The 17,601-nt window shown below is 26.9% G+C and carries 14 protein-coding genes; 10 read left to right on the top strand and 4 right to left on the bottom strand.

Going from position 1 to position 17,601, the window contains the following annotated elements; all coding sequences use genetic code 11:
* Positions 1 to 100: 100 nt before the first annotated feature.
* The 6 genes from ACYUEW_RS16005 (at position 101) to ACYUEW_RS16030 (ending at position 7,726) form a co-directional block, all read left to right on the top strand.
* On the top strand, positions 101 to 2,167 hold the full coding sequence (locus ACYUEW_RS16005; RefSeq protein WP_003484289.1) for a helix-turn-helix domain-containing protein: 2,067 nt from the start codon (positions 101 to 103) through the stop codon (positions 2,165 to 2,167).
* A 640-nt stretch (positions 2,168 to 2,807) separates the two neighbouring features.
* Positions 2,808 to 4,229 (top strand): MATE family efflux transporter, encoded by a 1,422-nt coding sequence (locus tag ACYUEW_RS16010; RefSeq protein ID WP_003484291.1) that lies wholly within the window; start codon positions 2,808 to 2,810, stop codon positions 4,227 to 4,229.
* A gap of 263 nt (positions 4,230 to 4,492) precedes the next feature.
* Positions 4,493 to 4,909, top strand: a complete 417-nt coding sequence (locus ACYUEW_RS16015; RefSeq protein ID WP_003484293.1) for a flavodoxin — start codon at positions 4,493 to 4,495, stop codon at positions 4,907 to 4,909.
* A 363-nt stretch (positions 4,910 to 5,272) separates the two neighbouring features.
* Positions 5,273 to 6,253 (top strand): UDP-glucose 4-epimerase GalE, encoded by a 981-nt coding sequence (galE, locus tag ACYUEW_RS16020; RefSeq protein ID WP_460277278.1) that lies wholly within the window; start codon positions 5,273 to 5,275, stop codon positions 6,251 to 6,253.
* 37 nt (positions 6,254 to 6,290) lie between these two features.
* Positions 6,291 to 7,580 (top strand): DUF5050 domain-containing protein, encoded by a 1,290-nt coding sequence (locus tag ACYUEW_RS16025; RefSeq protein ID WP_003484297.1) that lies wholly within the window; start codon positions 6,291 to 6,293, stop codon positions 7,578 to 7,580.
* Between the two features lie 20 nt (positions 7,581 to 7,600).
* The gene (locus tag ACYUEW_RS16030) at positions 7,601 to 7,726 is read left to right on the top strand and encodes a hypothetical protein (RefSeq protein WP_265203001.1); all 126 of its coding nucleotides are present in this window, start codon (positions 7,601 to 7,603) and stop codon (positions 7,724 to 7,726) included.
* Between the two features lie 66 nt (positions 7,727 to 7,792).
* Here ACYUEW_RS16030 and ACYUEW_RS16035 read toward each other — a convergent pair whose 3' ends face one another.
* The 4 genes from ACYUEW_RS16035 to ACYUEW_RS16050 all read right to left on the bottom strand — a co-directional run bounded on the left by ACYUEW_RS16035 (position 7,793) and on the right by ACYUEW_RS16050 (position 10,741).
* On the bottom strand, positions 7,793 to 8,686 hold the full coding sequence (locus ACYUEW_RS16035; protein WP_003484301.1) for a polysaccharide deacetylase family protein: 894 nt from the start codon (positions 8,684 to 8,686) through the stop codon (positions 7,793 to 7,795).
* A gap of 19 nt (positions 8,687 to 8,705) precedes the next feature.
* Positions 8,706 to 8,942 carry a hypothetical protein gene (locus tag ACYUEW_RS16040; protein WP_042384512.1) on the bottom strand — a complete coding sequence of 79 codons (237 nt, stop codon included), beginning with the start codon at positions 8,940 to 8,942 and terminating at the stop codon, positions 8,706 to 8,708.
* Positions 8,943 to 9,205: 263 nt separating this feature from the next.
* The gene (locus ACYUEW_RS16045) at positions 9,206 to 9,556 is read right to left on the bottom strand and encodes a hypothetical protein (RefSeq protein ID WP_460277281.1); all 351 of its coding nucleotides are present in this window, start codon (positions 9,554 to 9,556) and stop codon (positions 9,206 to 9,208) included.
* Positions 9,557 to 9,568: 12 nt separating this feature from the next.
* Entirely contained in the window at positions 9,569 to 10,741 is a 1,173-nt protein-coding gene (locus tag ACYUEW_RS16050; protein WP_460277283.1) for a cation:proton antiporter, read from the bottom strand.
* A 186-nt stretch (positions 10,742 to 10,927) separates the two neighbouring features.
* Between ACYUEW_RS16050 and ACYUEW_RS16055 the strand changes: the two genes are divergently transcribed.
* The 4 genes from ACYUEW_RS16055 (at position 10,928) to ACYUEW_RS16070 (ending at position 17,431) form a co-directional block, all read left to right on the top strand.
* On the top strand, positions 10,928 to 11,305 hold the full coding sequence (locus tag ACYUEW_RS16055) for a hypothetical protein (protein WP_460277285.1): 378 nt from the start codon (positions 10,928 to 10,930) through the stop codon (positions 11,303 to 11,305).
* 612 nt (positions 11,306 to 11,917) lie between these two features.
* Positions 11,918 to 13,873, top strand: a complete 1,956-nt coding sequence (locus tag ACYUEW_RS16060) for a DNA gyrase/topoisomerase IV subunit B (RefSeq protein WP_045517881.1) — start codon at positions 11,918 to 11,920, stop codon at positions 13,871 to 13,873.
* 75 nt (positions 13,874 to 13,948) lie between these two features.
* Positions 13,949 to 16,819 (top strand): DNA topoisomerase IV subunit A, encoded by a 2,871-nt coding sequence (locus ACYUEW_RS16065; protein WP_460277288.1) that lies wholly within the window; start codon positions 13,949 to 13,951, stop codon positions 16,817 to 16,819.
* A 48-nt stretch (positions 16,820 to 16,867) separates the two neighbouring features.
* Positions 16,868 to 17,431, top strand: a complete 564-nt coding sequence (locus tag ACYUEW_RS16070; RefSeq protein ID WP_003484313.1) for a glycerol-3-phosphate responsive antiterminator — start codon at positions 16,868 to 16,870, stop codon at positions 17,429 to 17,431.
* The last annotated feature ends 170 nt before the right edge of the window (positions 17,432 to 17,601 follow it).

The raw sequence follows: 17,601 nt of genomic DNA on the forward strand, positions 1-17,601 counted from the left end.
TTTTGATATAATATTGTTGTAAGATTAAAACAGGAACATAAATAACTTTATTTAAATTATGATATAATAGACACAGTTAAAAACTGATAGGAGGAAGTTTATGCCAAGAGAATTTGTAGAGTATACAAATGATTTACCTATAAAAGTTTCTATGCAAAATATAAAAAAAAGTCCTATTCATTGGCACAATGCTATGGAAGTTATATATGTTTTAGAAGGTAGCATAAAAATAACTATAGAAACAGAAAGTCATAGGGTAAATAAGCAGGAAATAGGAATAATAAATCCAGAGGAAGCTCACAGTATAAAAAGTATAACTAATAACAATAAAGTCCTTATATTTCAAATAGATACTAGTTTTTTTAATAAATATTATGATATAGAGAATATGTTTTTTTATACGGATTTTTCTGCGCCAGAGGCTCAAAAGCATGAAAAGTATGATATATTAAGAAAATATCTTTCTATAATGCTTTGTGAAATAGCTCAAAAGGGTGATAATTATGAAGATGTAGTAGAGGAAATTTTAGTAGATCTTTTATATCATCTTATAAATAATTTTCACTATTTAATATATGATGAAGAGGAATTAAAAGAAAATGAGGTACAGTTTGAAAGATATGATAGAATAATAAAATATATATATTCTAATTATAACAATAAAATAAGTATTCAAGATATAGCTAGATTAGAATTCTTAAGCTCTCATTATTTATCTAATGAAATGAAAAATAAGGTAGGATATAGTTTTAACGATTTTGTAAATTTAACTAGAGTAGAAGAAGCTATAAAATTACTTTTAGATACAGATAAAACCATATCTGAAATATCCGAAGAACTAGGCTTTTCACACACCAGGTATTTTAATAAACATTTTAAGAAACATTATAAATGTACTCCAATGCAATATAGAAAAAAATATAAAGTAGATGAAGAAACCTATGAAAAACTAAAACTTTATGAAAAATTAAAATTAAAGGATGCATATGAGTATTTAATGCATTATTTAGAGGATTATCCACGATTTAATTATGAAGGTAAAATTATAAAAATTCATGTGGATTTATCCAAGGATACAGGAGAGTTAGATGAGAATTGGCATGACATTATTAATTTAGGCAGTGCTAAGGAAATATTAAAAGGTAATCATGTAAAGCTTATAAAAGAATTTCAAAAATATGTAGAATGTGAATATGCAATTATACAGAATATATTTTCAAAGGATATGAATGTTTTTTCAACAGAAAAGGACAGATTCTTTAATTGGTATGAGATAAGACAAGTATTTGAATTTATATATGATTTAGATTTAAAACCTGCTATACTAATAGATTTTCATAAGTATGAAGTAGAATTTTTCTTGACGCTTTTTAAGGATTTTATTGATTATTTCACAGATTTTTTTGGAGATAAAGAGATTAAAAAATGGAGATTTTATTTAAAAAATTCCTTAGATGAAAATAAGAAGAGTTTAGAAAGCTTCCTAAAAGAATATGAGGATATAGAATTTATAAATTGGGATTTAGATTATAAGGAAGTAAATAATATTTATGATACTGCCTACATGGTTCCCTACATATTAAACCAATACTTAAATAAAAAATCAAATGTAATTTTTTTAACTACTTTTGATGAAATATATGGAGGAGAGTATATAAATAATGAATTGTTTTATGGTGGTTCTGGAATAATAAATCGTCAAGGAATAAAAAAGCCTTCTTACTATGCTTATTATCTTTTATCTAAATTGGGTAATGAGGTAATAGAAAAGGGAGATGGATATATAATTACTAAAGAAGACGATGATATTCAAATTCTTGTTTATTCTCATAGTGAAGAATTAGAGTCCTTGATTTCTCTAGATGATTTGTATAAAAGAAGAGGTTTAAAAGAGACTGCAGAAAAGAAATTTTCTATAAATATAGCAGCACTACCTTATAATTATAAAATAGTTACTTATAAAATAGATGAAGGAAAAGGATCTTCTTATAATAACTGGTTATCTATGGGTAAGCCAAAGAGGATTGATGAATATGAGAGAGATTTATTAATAAAAAGTTCTGTACCCAATATAAAATTAGGTTTTGCTAAAAAATCTCCTATATATAATATAGTTTCAAAGATAGAAGGATATGGAGCATTTTTATTTATATTGCAAAGAGTATAAATATATTCTTAGATAAAACTTTCTTAAAAATAAAGAACTTTTCAAATGAAGAATAGTATGATAAAGGATATTATAAACACATGGTTCTCATCTATATAATGTTAAATATAAAAGTATAATATTAAAATAGTACTCAATTATATATACAAAAAGTACAAAAATACTCTTTTCAGTTTATTTATTTCAAAATTCAAATTAAATATAAAAAAATATGTACAAAAAGTACAAAAGCACCTTAAATAAGGTGTTTTTTTGTTTATTGATAATAAATGGAAAAAACTATAGTCCTTAATTATATACCTTATAGTCCTTAGCATAGTGAATGAAAATATATATTTAAAAGAATATAATATTAATATAAAGAAAATAAAAGTACAWTTAAAATTATGACCAATAATATATTTTAAAAATATAGAACATAGTAGGTTCTTCTTAATTTTAAGGATTTTTATATTAAATTTAATGTATTTTTTTATTAAATATTAGAAGATAGATATTTAAATAAATAAAATAATTTTTAATATGTGTAAATAATATGGTTAATTTATATAAGATTATAATTTTAAAAAGGAGTGGATAACAAAATGAGTGCAAAAATGTTACCTAAAAATACAAAATCTATTAGAACGGGGTGCTTAACATGGGAATTGACTATAAGTTATTTTCAAAGGAAAAGGTAGAAAAAGCTTTATTAAAATTTGCAGTTCCAGCTATGATTTCTTTATTAGTTATGGAATTATATAATATGGTAGATACATTTTTCGTAGGCTTAGCTATAGGGCCGAAAGCCATAGGCGCATTAACTATAGCCTTTCCAGTACAAAGACTTATGTCTTCACTGGGTATGATGATAGCAGTGGGTGCATCTACTGCCGTAGCTAGAAGTTTAGGCAAAAAAGATTATGATAATTTAAAATCAGTAATATTAAATGCTATAAATATTACCATAGTCATAATGGTAACTTTAACTTTTATAATTTCAATTTTTAAGAAAGACATGATTACAGGCCTATTAGGTGCTAGTCAATCTATTTATCCTTATGCGGAAAAATACATTTCTATAGTAGTACTTGGTGGACTATTTCAAGCCTTAACCTTAGTTATTTGTTATATAATGACATCTTTAGGTTATACAAATATAACATTAAAAGCTACTTCAGTAGGAGCTATATTAAATGTTATAATTGACTATTTCTTAGTTATGCATTTAAACTTTGGAGTAGCAGGAGCAGCTATAGCAACTGTGGTTTCACAAACAGTTGCATTAGTATATGCGATATATAAGTTTGATAAGGTTAAAAAGAAAACAGGATTAAATTTAAAATTAAATTTTCAACTTAAATTAGATATATTAAAGCCAATTTTAGCAGTAGGATTTTCAACTTTTATTATAGAAATATCTGATGCAGTGGTGGCAGTAATATTAAATAATATACTTTCTATTTACGGAGGAGATAAGGCTTTGATTATAGTAGGGGTAACTACTAAAATATCAATGTTCTTGTTCATAACAGTTATAGGTATAAGTTCGGCAATGCAACCTATAGCGGCATTTAACTATGGTGCAAAAGATTTAGTTCGTGTAAAAGAAGTAGTTGTAAAGACTATAGTAGCTGTAACAGGAGCAACTTTAATATTATGGGCAGTAATGCTTATATTTGCAAACCCTATAATAGGATTATTTTTAAAGGATAGAAGTCTTTTAGGTGAAACTGTAAAAGCTTTTAGAATAATAATATCCCTATTTCCGACTATAGGAATATATTATGTATCTATATATTATTATCAATCTATGGGGAAAGCAAGAACTTCACTTATACTATCTGTATATAGACAAATGATAATATTTATACCATTATTATTTATATTAGTTGGCAAATTTAATATTATGGGAGCTTGGATAGCTTACCCAATTTCAGATTTAATATCAGCTATTACAGGAGTAATATATGTAAGAGTAGCGTTAAAAGAAAAAGATAAGGCGATAGAAGCTCAAGAATATGAAAAAGAAAGAAAAGAGAAAGCATTCAAAGGAAGATCCGTAGAAGTAGGTGGTCTTTAAAGTCTATAATAAAGAAGATGAAACAGCTTAGATAAAGTATATAGTAACAATAGGAGTAAAAAATTTAATAATTAATTAAAACAAAAAGTATTTTTATTAAATAGATAGTTATAAAAACAAAGTATTTTAAATATTTTTATAACTATTTATTTTATTTAAAAATACTTTTTATTTTTTTATATTATCTGTTGACAAAAAATGAAAATGATATATAATATTAATTGTAAATGAAAATCGTTTTCGTTAAATAAGGGAGTGATATAATGGCAAAGGTAAATATAATTTATTGGAGCGGTACTGGTAACACAGAAAAAATGGCTGAAGCTATCAAAGAAGGACTAGCATCAGCAGAAGTAAAATTATTATCCGTATCTGATGCAACTACAAAGGATGTAGAAGAAACAGAAGTAGTAGTTTTAGGTTGCCCATCTATGGGAGACGAGGTATTAGAAGAAGGAGAAATGGAGCCTTTTGTAGATTCTATAAGCAATATAGTTAAAGGTAAAAAAGTAGCTTTATTTGGATCCTATGGCTGGGGAGATGGTCAATGGATGAGAGATTGGGAAGAAAGAATGGAAAGCTACGGTGCAGAAATAAAAGCTGAAAGTTTAATACATCAAGGGGAACCAGATGATTCAACAATAGAAGAATGCAAAGCTTTTGCACAAAAGTTAGTATAACAATACACAATAGGTAAAATTAATATTATTATATAAATAGTTTTTAATTAGTTGTTAAAACTAACATATATAACATATAGTTAAAATAAGTTAATAGTTCATAATTAAATTACACATAAAGTTTAAAACAGTGCATATTTTAATATTTTATATAGGATAACTGTCCTCCAGACAGAGTGTTGTATAGTTGAAAAATAGTTATCAAAATAACCCCTATATAAATATTAAAAATGCACTGATTTTTATTTTTTGTCAATAATTTTTAACTAATAAGTTACTTTTATTTAATAGAGTAATATTAAAATAATGTGTATAATTAATAATATATACTTTATTGTTAAATTTAGATTGGAGGGATATTAGGTGGCTGTATTAGTATGCGGAGGAGCAGGATATATAGGAAGCCATGCTGTGGCAGCTTTAATTGAGAAAAATGAAGAAGTAGTTATTGTAGATAATTTAGTTACAGGTCATGAACAAGCCATATGTGGTGGTAAATTTTATAAAGGTGATTTAAGAGATAAAGAATTTTTAAATAAGGTTTTTGTCCAAAATAAAATAGATGCAGTTATTCATTTTGCAGCTTTTTCTTTGGTTGGAGAAAGTATGGAGGAACCTTTTAAATATTATAATAATAATGTATGTGGAACATTAAGCCTATTAGAAACAATGAAAGAACATAATGTACAGAAAATAGTATTTTCATCTACAGCAGCAACTTATGGAGAGCCAGAAAATATACCCATATTAGAAGAAGATCTTACAGGACCTACTAATGCTTATGGTGAAACTAAACTTGCAGTAGAAAAAATGCTTAAATGGGCAGAAATGGCTTATAATATAAAATATGTTGTATTAAGATATTTTAATGTAGCAGGAGCTCACGAAAGCGGTAATATAGGGGAGGCTCATAAAGTAGAAAGTCATCTGATACCTATAATACTTCAAGTAGCATTAGGACGAAGAGAAAAAATAATGATATATGGAGATGATTATAATACTAAAGATGGTAGTTGTGTAAGAGATTATATTCATGTAATGGATTTAGTAGAAGCTCATATTCTAGCACTAGAAAAATTAAGAAGAGATAATACTAGTGCTACATATAATTTAGGTAATGGAGAGGGATTTAGTGTTAAAGAAGTTATAGAGATATGTAGGAAAGTTACAGGACATATTATACCATCAGAAATAGTTGCAAGAAGATCAGGAGATCCGGCTATACTTATAGCATCATCTGAAAAAATAATAAAAGAACTAGGTTGGAAGCCTAAGAAAGCTTCTTTAGAAAGGATAATTGATAGTGCTTGGAACTGGCATAAATCCCATCCAAATGGATATTAAAATATTAAAGAAATATAAGGGAGTGTAGTTTGAAATTATGGAAGATAAATTTGTAGATTTGAATTTAAAGTTTAATGAAGAAATAGATGAAAAATCCATACATTCAAATATTTTAGTTGTAAAAGACACTAGGGGAAATATAGTAACATCTCATATAAAAGTAGAACAAAAGAATATACTTAATATAAAGATAAAAGCAGATAAAGAGTATATTGATAATGAATATATGTTGGAATTTAAAGATTGTATATATTCAAAAAATGGAAATGCTTTTAAAGAATTAGATAATATAAAATTTTGTTTAAATAAAGGTAAAATCGAAAATAATGGTACAAGGGTAGTAAAAGAAGACAATTGGATTTATTATAGTGGCAATGAAAAAATTTATACTTACATGGATTATAATCCTCATGGAGAAATAAGAAAAGTTAATCTTGATGGGTCTTTAAATATAAAACTTTGTGATGACTTTGCAAGTAATATTTGGATAAATGGGCAGTGGCTGTATTACATAAATCATAGAGGAGGCAATGAAGAAAATTGTCTTTATAGAATAAAAAAGGATGGAAGTTCAAGAGAAAGGTTAACAGATACTACTGTATATTCTTTAGTCTTTTCAGATAATTATATTTTTTATTCACAATATATAAGTTCGTCTAGTAAGGATAATTATAAAATATACAGAATAAAAAAAGACGGATCTAATAAAATAGCTTTAAGTAATGTAAGAGGCACAAATCTTATAATACAAGGGCCTTTTTTATATTATTTAAATATAGAGGATAACTATTCTATATACAGAATTAGAGTAGACGGATTAGATATGAAGAAAATAAATAATTATTCTAGTAGAAATTTTATGAAAATAAAGGATGGATGGATATATTATATTAACGAAGAACTAGGAAATAATTTATATAGAATAACTTTAGATGGAAATTACGAAGAAAAATTAAATGATGATAGTTGTATAAATGCTGTGATGGACAATAGACATATTTATTATGGAAAGGATATAGATAGTTATAAAACTTATTTATATAGAATAAATATAGATGGATTAGAAAGAAAAAAAATATGTGAAGAAGACTGTTCAAGAGCTATAGTACTCACAAGAGATAACATATATTTTTCAGGAAATAGTAAGGAAGGAATATATAAAATAAGAAAAGAAGGAGGAGAGTTGTGTATTATAACAAAGGATAATGCTCTAGGATTAGATATAGTAGGGCCTTGGGTTTATTATTACAAACTTAATCTAGAGGAATTAAGTTTAAAGCTACATAGAATAAATTTATATGTTAACAAAAAGCAGGAAGTTTTATAATAATATAATATGTGTGTTGTGTGAAAAAAAGTTGTTTTAAAATTTTTACAGAGGCCTTATTAGAAGCCTTTGTTTTAAATTTACTAGTATACTGGGTAGTAGTACTATCCATCGCAGAAGAGTTAAGTAAATTTGTAATAGGATAAAAGAGACTAAAATCAAATAAATGGATAAGAAATATAACAGTTTAAGGAAAGTGCATAGCACTTTCCTTATTTTGTGAAGCTTATTTGTGGTGTATCTTTAGTTATTACATCAAATATAAAGCCTTGTTCTTTTAAGCCTTTTATTACCTCTGGTAAGGCCTGGACAGTTGTAGTCTTAGGATCAGTATCATGCATTAATATTACAGCCTTATGCTGACCACGACTTTCAGTTAAAACAGAATTTATAATTTTATCTTCTCTTTGACGAAAAGCTGAAGCATCAGTTGAATCTACATTCCAATCAAAATGCATGTAACCTAATTTATTCATATGAGGTATTATTTGTTTCATTACACCAGGTCCACCATAATTATGGCTTACTGTATTATTAGAACCACCAGGATATCTAATAATATGACTTGGTTTTTGTCCCACAGTTTCCTCAATATATTTATCTAATTTTTTTATATCTTTTTCAAAGTTTTCAGGAGACATATAAACTTTTTTATAGTCATGACTATAGGTATGATTAGCTATAACATGTCCATCTTTTGCTATAGCTTTATATAAGTCTTCTAAACCTGGATGTCCATTAACAAAAAATGTAGCCCTAACATTATTTTCTTTTAATATTTTTAATATTTCTCTAGTATTTTTAGATGGCCCATCGTCAAAGGTTAAATATGCTATTTTTATATGCTTCATTTTTTCTTTATATGTTTCATTTTCTTTATCTATATTAGACATAAGTTTTATATTTTCATTTTTGATATTTTTATTTTCTGAAGACATATTAGTAATTTTTTTTGCTAACATATTATTTTGAATTTTAACTTTTAAAAGCCTTCCACCGGTTATAAAAGTGCTTATGATTGAAAAGAATAATAAACATATAGTTACTGTATTTCTTAAATCATGATGTCTTTTTTTACTGTAAATATTTTTTCTAGAATTTCTCATAGCCAACCCCTCGTTTTTATTAAACTCCTTTTAAAGTAGAAACTTTATTTTTTATTTCTTTATGTTTTTTATCTAACTGTTCTTTTTCCGAACTTAATTTTTGGTTTTCTGTTTGTAAGATTTTTAAGTTATTATTTAAATTTTCATTTTTATTTTTATAGGTATTTACTCTGTTTATATTAATAAAAGAAAATATAAATAAAATAACCGTCACAGTTAGTAATAAAATTAGTTTAGATTGAGATTTTTCTCTCAAGGTCATCTCTTCCTTTCAACAAAATTTTTATAAATTAATTGTTTTTTACAACAATATATTCCTTTATTCCTTATATTTTATATTATACATATAAAATTTTGACATTTGTAACAATAAAGTAACAATGTAAAAAAATAAAAGAGGATATATCAAAATTAAATCTATTTTGATATACTCTCTTTTATATATGATATATTAAGTAATTATTTCTTTAAGATAGAGATACTTTTTAGGAAGTACTTAATGTTAAATACTTTAGTGTATTATTCATAATGATCAGTTTTAGCACCAAAGCATTCAATTACAGGAAGTATAAACATAAAACCTATACCAGGTTTATTATCTATATCTAAAGTCTTTCTTATTCTGTTAGTTATTATATTTTTCTTTTCCTCAGAGTTTATTACACTTATTATGGTTTTGTTATAAGGAACATCACCTTCTATAAGCTTTCTTAGACCAGCAAAAATAGGTACATCTAAATTGTTTTCTAATAGAATTTTTCCAAGACCTCTACTGTTTATATTAGTGGCTCCACAATTTTCTTCATAAAATATTTCGTTTACTTCGTGTAGTTTTTTTTCGTCATTAAGTATTAAAACAAGAGCGTACATAAAAAGCCTCCTTTATACATTTGCTTCTTTAGCTTTTATTATAGCAGTTTTTGTAGATAGTGGTCCTATTATTTCTGTAATAATCGTAGTTGCTAAAAGTATAGTTAAAACTTTTGTATCGAGACCAGTTCCTTTAAATTCTCTACTCACTATAATGGCTAAGCCTACAGCTACACCTATTTGCGAAAATAGACCATAGCCTATGTATTTTTGTACAGGTTTAGGAGCCTTAGAAATTGCAGCACCTAAAGAAGCACCAGATACTTTTCCTATCATCCTAAATATAAGATAACAGATACCTAACATACCTATTTTAGGTATCATTCTTATATCTAATCTAGCACCAGCTAAAACAAAAAATGCTGTTATAACAGGTGAAGCAAAATTTTCTATAGTAGCAAAGACGTCATCACTATGGGTAGATAAGTTTGCGACAGTTATACCTAAACACATAGAAGCCAAAAGAGAAGATAAATTAAATTTTATACATAGTCCTGTAAGTATTATAATAGCGCCTAATGTTAAAGTTTGAATTTCTGAATCTCTGGAGCATTTATTAAGTATATAAATTAAGATTATGCCTAAAACAAAACCCGCTAAAAGAGAAAAGAATATTTCTACAATGGGTGGAACTATTATAGAGTAGGCATTAATAGGTTTATTTGCAATAAAAACCTTTGCCAAAGAAGAGGCTACTGAGTATATCATAAGACATATAGCATCATCTACTGCGACTACTCCAAGTAAAGTAGTAGTTAAAGGCCCTTTAGCTTTAAGTTCCTTAAGTACCATTACTGTAGCTGCTGGAGCTGTTGCAGAGGCTACTGCTCCTAATATTAGTGCAGTATATATTTTTTCACCTAATATTAGTGTAATTATAGTAACTGCAGCAAAGGCTAAAGTAGCTTCGAAAAATGCAATTATAAAAATAGTCTTGCCCAATTTTTTCATGACAGATACTTCTAATTCACTACCTATATTAAAAGCTATAATTCCTAAAGCAAAATCTCCTATAAAGGATAATTTTTCAATCATTATATTATTTTCTAGATTAAAACCCGACACTCCAAGTACTAATCCAGCAATGATATAACCCGCTACTGCTGGAATTTTGAATCGATTCATTATCTTTCCAAAAAGTACACCAACAATAAGAGCAATACCAACTCCTATAAATGGATTCATTGAATATTCCTCCCTAAAATAAAATCTATTAATTTTAAAATTTATATAAAAATTTTAAAATTTTTGTTTTCATATTAAGTATACAACAAATGAATAGAATATATCAAATTTATAAAGAGTCCATATCCAAAAAAAATATGCAGCATATAAAGATAGTAAGAGGATTATTAAAGGAGCGTGGGTATTTTGAGATATATAGTAGCACAATATATATTAATAATTATATTAATAATAGCCATAGGTTATTTTTTATATTTAATTAAAAATAGAAGTGATGATTATTCAGAAAATTATTATGGACTTTCTGATATAATAATAAATACAGATTATGAAGAAGAAAAAAGTAGGGAAAATATAAAAATTATATTAAGAGCTATAGCTTCTTCTGTCTATTATGTAGAAAAGAATTTTAAAAAGGAATCTAACAATATAAAAGAAAATAAAGCTTTAGAAAAGGTAGAGGAGCTACTAAAAGAATATAAATTTAAAGGAAAAATAAATGAGGATACTTTAAGATATTTAATAAGAATAAATTGTGCTTTAATGAATGAATTATATAAATAATTTTATATAATTATAGATGAAATATTTAAAATTATTATTTTTTAATATATAATAACTAGGGTAAATATATATACTATTTTAATATGCAGATATTTATATATCAGCATATTATTTTTTAGGTTTGAAAATAAGAACGTTTGTTTTCAAAATCATTGTTTGTTATAATCAATATAATATTAGCAAGATAAATTTATAAGTTAATATTTTGCTCATATATTATTAAAACTACAATAAGTAGGTTTTTTAAGGTATAATAAACAGTAAAGAATTACATGGAATAAAATGTAAAAATAAGTTAATAACTATTTATGATTAATATAAAATCATGTTTAGACTTAGTAGCAGTTTATTTATCCGATGACTACCAGCTCTAATACTCCCATCTTCTTTAAAGTGGGAGTAAAGAGCGGGTACGTCCCTGGATAACGATTTCTAAACTTCAGATGGAGCAAAAACTCCATCTGAAGCCAAGAACTCTGTTTATGAGGAATACATTTATTAAGCTGAGGTTTACAGATATTTTTATTTAGACAGATAATAGTGGTTATTTCTTATTTAAATAGAAACTGTAAGTAATAAGATAAACATTAAGTATAGATTTGGAGGATAAAAATGGAGGAAAGAATAGATAACACAAAAGATTATGATGTTACCAAGTTAACCTCTTTGGAAAAATTAGAACCTGTAAGGGTAAGACCTGGAATGTATATAGGATCCACAGGAACCAAGGGGCTTCATCACTGTATTTGGGAGATATTAGACAATGCTATCGATGAAATTTCAAATGGATATGGAAATACTGCAGAGGTTATATTAAATAAAGATAAAAGTGTTACAGTTGTAGATAATGGAAGAGGAATTCCTACAGGTATACACCCCATAAAAAAGAAATCTGGTGTGGAGATGGTTTTTACAGAACTTCATACAGGAGGAAAGTTTAATAATTCAATATATAAAACTTCTGGAGGACTTCATGGTGTTGGAGCATCAGTAGTTAATGCTTTATCTGAGTGGACAGAGGTTGAAGTTTACCAAAATGGTAAAATATATAAACAAAGATTTGAATATGCCATAGATAAAAAATTAAATAAAAAAATGCCAGGAACTCCTGTAACAAAGCTTAAAGTTATACAAGATACAGATAAAACTGGTACAAAAGTTACTTTTAAACCAGATAAAGAAGTGTTCTCAACTATAGATTTTAAATTTGATGTTATAGATGAAAGACTACAAGAGTTAGCTTTTCAAAACAAAGGAATAACGTTAAAACTTATAGACAATAGAAAAGAAGAGCCTGAAATAAAAGAATATCATTCTGAAAGAGGACTTTTAGATTTCATAGATTATTTAAATGAAAGTAAGACTCCAATACATAATCCAGCAGTATTATTTGAGGGTGAGAAGGAAATAAATAACTTAAGAATGGAAGGAGAAATATGCTTCCAATTTACAGATTCTTCAACAGAAAATATAGCAAGTTATGTAAATAATATTCCAACTACAGAGGCGGGAACCCATGAAACAGGCTTTAAAACAGGTATGACTAGAGCTTTTAAAGAAGGAGCAAAAAAATTAAATCTTATAAAAGAAAAGGATAAAGAATTTGATGGTGATGATCTTAGAGAAGGAATTACAGCTATAGTTAGAATAAAAATAAGTAATCCTGTATTTGAAGGGCAAACAAAAACTAAGCTTGGCAACAACGAAGCTTATACCATGATGAATGATTTAGCTTATACTAAATTTTTAGAATGGATAGAAGATAATAAAGAAATTTCTACATTGATTATAAATAATGCTTTAGCTGCTGCAGCTAGAAGAGAAAAAATAAAAAAAATAAACGAAGCAGAAAAGAAAAAGATAGGTAAAGGACTAGCGCCATTAGCAGGTAAAATAGCTGTCTGTACTTTAAGAGATTCCAATGTGACAGAATTTATAGTAGTAGAAGGAGATTCTGCGGGAGGTTCCGCAAAACAAGCAAGAGATAGAAGATTTCAGAGCATAATGCCTTCTAAGGGTAAAATAATGAACACAGAAAAACAAAAAATAGAAAATGTATTAGGTAGCGAAGAATTAAAAATATTTAACACGGCTATAGGGACAGGAGTGTTAGATAATTACAAAGAGCAAGATTTAAAATATGATAAAATAATAATATTAAGTGATGCGGATGTAGATGGATATCATATTAGGACTCTATGGATGACTTATATATATAGATATATGAAATCTTTAGTGGCTAATGGACATCTTTATATAGCTATGCCACCTTTGTATAAAGTTTACAAAAAAGATAAAAAAGGTGAAAAATCAATTTACTGTTATAATGATGAAGAATTAGAAAAGGCTAAAAAGCAAATTGGAAAAGGATACTTAATTCAAAGATATAAAGGCTTAGGAGAGATGAATCCAGAACAATTATGGGAAACTACATTAAATCCTGAAACAAGAACTCTTCAAAGAATAACCATAGAAGATGCAGCAAAGGCTGAAAAGATGGTATCTTTACTTATGGGAGACGTAGTAGAACCACGAAAGAATTACTTATATAAATACGCAGAATTTTAGATAAAAGGGCTAAATAATTTATATATTTAGCCTTTGTCATGTAAATAAATATAAAAGCACAGGGAGGACTTTTGTATGGCTAAAAAAATAGTAATACCTAAAGACAACAATATAGTAGCATTTCCATTAGAAGAGGCTATGCCAGAGAATTATTTGCCTTATGCAGTAGAAGTAGCCAAGGAAAGAGCATTACCAGATGTTAGAGATGGATTAAAACCAGTACAAAGAAGAATAGTGTATGGCTCATATATGTTAAAAGCTTTTCCAGATAAACCTTATTATAAATCTGCCAGAATAGTAGGAGATATTTTGGGTAAATATCATCCTCATGGAGATTCTTCTGTTTATGATGCTATGGTAATATTAGCGCAAAGTTTTACCACAAGAATGCCAATTATAGATGGGCACGGAAATTGGGGAAGTCAAGATGGGGATAGTGCAGCAGCCATGCGTTATACAGAAGCAAGGCTTACCCCCATTGCCATGGAAATGATAAGAGATATAGATAAAGATGTAGTAAATATGGTAGATAACTATTCAAATTCAGAAAAAGAACCAGAAGTATTACCAGCAAAATTTCCAAATATACTTGTAAATGGGGCATTTGGAATAGCTGTAGGGCTAGCAACTAACATACCACCTCATAATTTAGGAGAAGTTATAGATGGAACTTTAGCTTACATAGATAAAAATGAAATAACTACTAAGGAGTTATTAAATTACATAAAGGGGCCGGATCTTCCAACAGGAGGAGTAATAATAGGTAAAAATTCCATGTTATCGGCCTATGAAACAGGAGAGGGAAGAGTAACATTAAGAGCTAAAACCACTATAGAAAAATTAGAAAATGGAAGACTAGCCATTGTAATTACAGAATTTCCTTTTAGAAAGAACAAAGCAAAACTTCTTCAATTTATATCAGAAATGACAGCAGATAAAAAACACTCTAAAGCTTTAGAAAATATTACAGATATAAGGGATGAATCTGATAGAAACGGAACAAGAGCTGTAATAGAATTCAAAAAAATAGTTACTGAGGATGTAGTAGAAAAAACTTTAAAATATTTATATAAAAAGACAGATCTACAGAGTAACATATCCTTTAACATGGTAGCCTTAGCAGAGGGAAAACCTAAAACTTTAGGTTTAAAAGCTATGTTAAAATATTATGTAGAACATCAAAAGGAAGTAGTTACAAGAAAAACTAAAAGAGAATTAGAAATAGCAGAAAAAAGATTTCATATAGTAGAAGGATTTATAAAAGCTATAGGAATAATGGATGAAATCATAAAAACCATAAGAGAATCAAAATCTAAAAAAAATGCAAGGGAAAATTTAATGGAAAAGTTCTCTTTTACAGATATTCAGGCAGAGGCTATATTAGAACTGATGTTGTATAAACTTACAGGTCTTGAAATAGTAGCTTTTGAAAAAGAATATAAAGAATTAGAAAAGCTAATAAATAAGCTTAAAAAAATATTAAGCAGCGAAAAAGAACTTTTAAAGGTTATAAAAAAAGAATTAATTGAAGTTAAAGAAACCTATAATGATAAGAGAAGAACATCTATAATAGAAGATGATGAAAAAGCAAAAATAGATATAGAAGAAATAATAGTGGAAGAAGATGTGGTAGTAACTTTATCTAATGAAGGATTTACAAAGAGAATAGCTCTTAAATCCTATAATAGATCTAGTGCTAATGTAGAAGATATAGAGTATAGGGAAGGGGACTTTAATAGGTTTTTAATTCAGTGTAATACAAAGGATACATTGTGTTTAGTAACTAAAGAGGGTAATATGTATCAAATAAAAGTTATAAATATACCAGAATTTAAGTGGAAAGAAAAAGGTGTTAAACTAGATGAAATAATTAAAACTATAGATTTATCTGAAACTATAATAGAAGCTTTTTCAATAGATGATTTTACTGCTCAAAAGGATATGTTATTTATAACAGATAGTGGATATATTAAGAAAACTACATTAGACAAATTTAATACAAATTATACCAAAATAATGGCTTTAAAGCTTAAAAAAGAAGAATCACTTCTTAAAGCCGATTTGGTAGACCGAACTAGAGAAGAGAAAATCTTTAATATAAAAACTCAAAAAGGACTAAGCTTTAATATAGAGGAACCTAGCTTAGAGGCAGTAGATAGAAATATAGTAGGATATAAATTGTTTGATATTTTACCTAATGATAGTATAAAACAGGTGGATTTTTGTGATAACTATGAATATAAGAGCTTTTATGTAAATATATCTAAAGATGGGTTAATAACTATATCAGATTTGAAAGAAAATAAATCACATGTAAGCTTATTTACAGATTCTTCTAAAACCATAGTTTTATTTGATAGTGAGGGTAAAGCATATTATATACCAGCCTTTATGCTTCAAAATATAAAAGAAGAGGGTATAAGTATTTCAGCCTTTACTGGGGATAAAATAAGTTTGCTAAATGCAATATCTACTTTTAGATTTGAAGAAGATATTAGTATCTATTTTATATCCAAAAAAGGATTAATAAAAAGAACAGTATTAAGTGAACTAAAGATAGAGGGGAATTCAACTCAAGTTTATAAATTTAAAGATAAAGGGGATGAATTAGTAAGTATACTTATAAAGGAACATGGGGAAGAAAAAAATATAATAATAATAACAGAAAAAGCAATGGTCATAAGATTTAAAAGTGAGGCTGTAAATCCTATGGGAAAAATGGCATCAGGAGTTACAGGTATAAGTTTAAAAGATCTAGATAAAGTAATATTAGCCTTAATAATAGATGAAAATGATACAGGAAAAATAAAAATAAAAACAAAGTCAAAGGATAAAGGAACTGTAGAAATAAATAAAATAAAAGTTCAAAATAGAGCTGGTATAGGAAACAGCTTGATGCCTCTTTTGTTAAATGATTTTGTGGAGGTAGTAGAATTAAAAAAATAATATTATAAAGTAATTATTAAAAAATTAATATAAGAAGGAGCATTATGTATGAATTTAACAGAAGTCTTCATTGAAAATCCTGTAATAGCAGCAGTAAGAGATGAAAAAGATCTAGAAAAAGCATTGGAAAGTAAGGCTAATATAGTATTTGTACTTTTTGGAAACATTATAAATATAAAAAGTAACTGTCATAAACTAAAAGAAAAAGAAAAGAAAATTTTCGTTCATGTGGATATGATAGATGGACTAAAAGGAGACTCAGCTGGGATAGAGTATTTAAAGGAATGTGTAGAATTAGATGGAATAATAAGCACAAAAACTTCTAATATAAAACATGCTACACAAGTAGGATTATATGCAATACAAAGAATTTTTATAATAGACTCATTATCCTTAAAAACAGGAATAAAAAATATATTAGAACATAGACCTACAGCGGTAGAAGTTATGCCTGGAATTGCTAGCAAAATAATAAATAAATTAGAGACTAAAGTAAAAAATATTCCTATAATAGCAGGAGGATTAATAAAAGAAAAAAAGGACGTAATAGAATCTTTATCTGCAGGAGCAGTAGCTATATCTACCACCTCTTGGGATCTTTGGGATCTTTAGATATATAATTTATATGAAGTATAGTAATAGGATAGATTGATCCATTTAATTTAGTTTATAATATATTAGATTTATTTATAGAATAAAACATATATAGAATTTCATAATTTAAATATAACATTATAATTAGAAAGATACAAAAAACATATGTGGTATAAAAGGTAGTTAAA

This window comes from Clostridium sp. CTA-1 (assembly GCF_054768215.1).

Coding starts and splice junctions, on each gene's coding strand:
- ACYUEW_RS16060 (WP_045517881.1), top strand. CDS start 11,918: ATGGAGGAAAGAATAGATAACACAAAAGATTATGATGTTACCAAGTTA.
- ACYUEW_RS16035 (WP_003484301.1), bottom strand. CDS start 8,686: ATGAGAAATTCTAGAAAAAATATTTACAGTAAAAAAAGACATCATGAT.
- ACYUEW_RS16045 (WP_460277281.1), bottom strand. CDS start 9,556: ATGTACGCTCTTGTTTTAATACTTAATGACGAAAAAAAACTACACGAA.
- ACYUEW_RS16050 (WP_460277283.1), bottom strand. CDS start 10,741: ATGAATCCATTTATAGGAGTTGGTATTGCTCTTATTGTTGGTGTACTT.
- ACYUEW_RS16065 (WP_460277288.1), top strand. CDS start 13,949: ATGGCTAAAAAAATAGTAATACCTAAAGACAACAATATAGTAGCATTT.
- ACYUEW_RS16025 (WP_003484297.1), top strand. CDS start 6,291: ATGGAAGATAAATTTGTAGATTTGAATTTAAAGTTTAATGAAGAAATA.
- ACYUEW_RS16010 (WP_003484291.1), top strand. CDS start 2,808: ATGGGAATTGACTATAAGTTATTTTCAAAGGAAAAGGTAGAAAAAGCT.
- ACYUEW_RS16070 (WP_003484313.1), top strand. CDS start 16,868: ATGAATTTAACAGAAGTCTTCATTGAAAATCCTGTAATAGCAGCAGTA.
- ACYUEW_RS16005 (WP_003484289.1), top strand. CDS start 101: ATGCCAAGAGAATTTGTAGAGTATACAAATGATTTACCTATAAAAGTT.
- ACYUEW_RS16015 (WP_003484293.1), top strand. CDS start 4,493: ATGGCAAAGGTAAATATAATTTATTGGAGCGGTACTGGTAACACAGAA.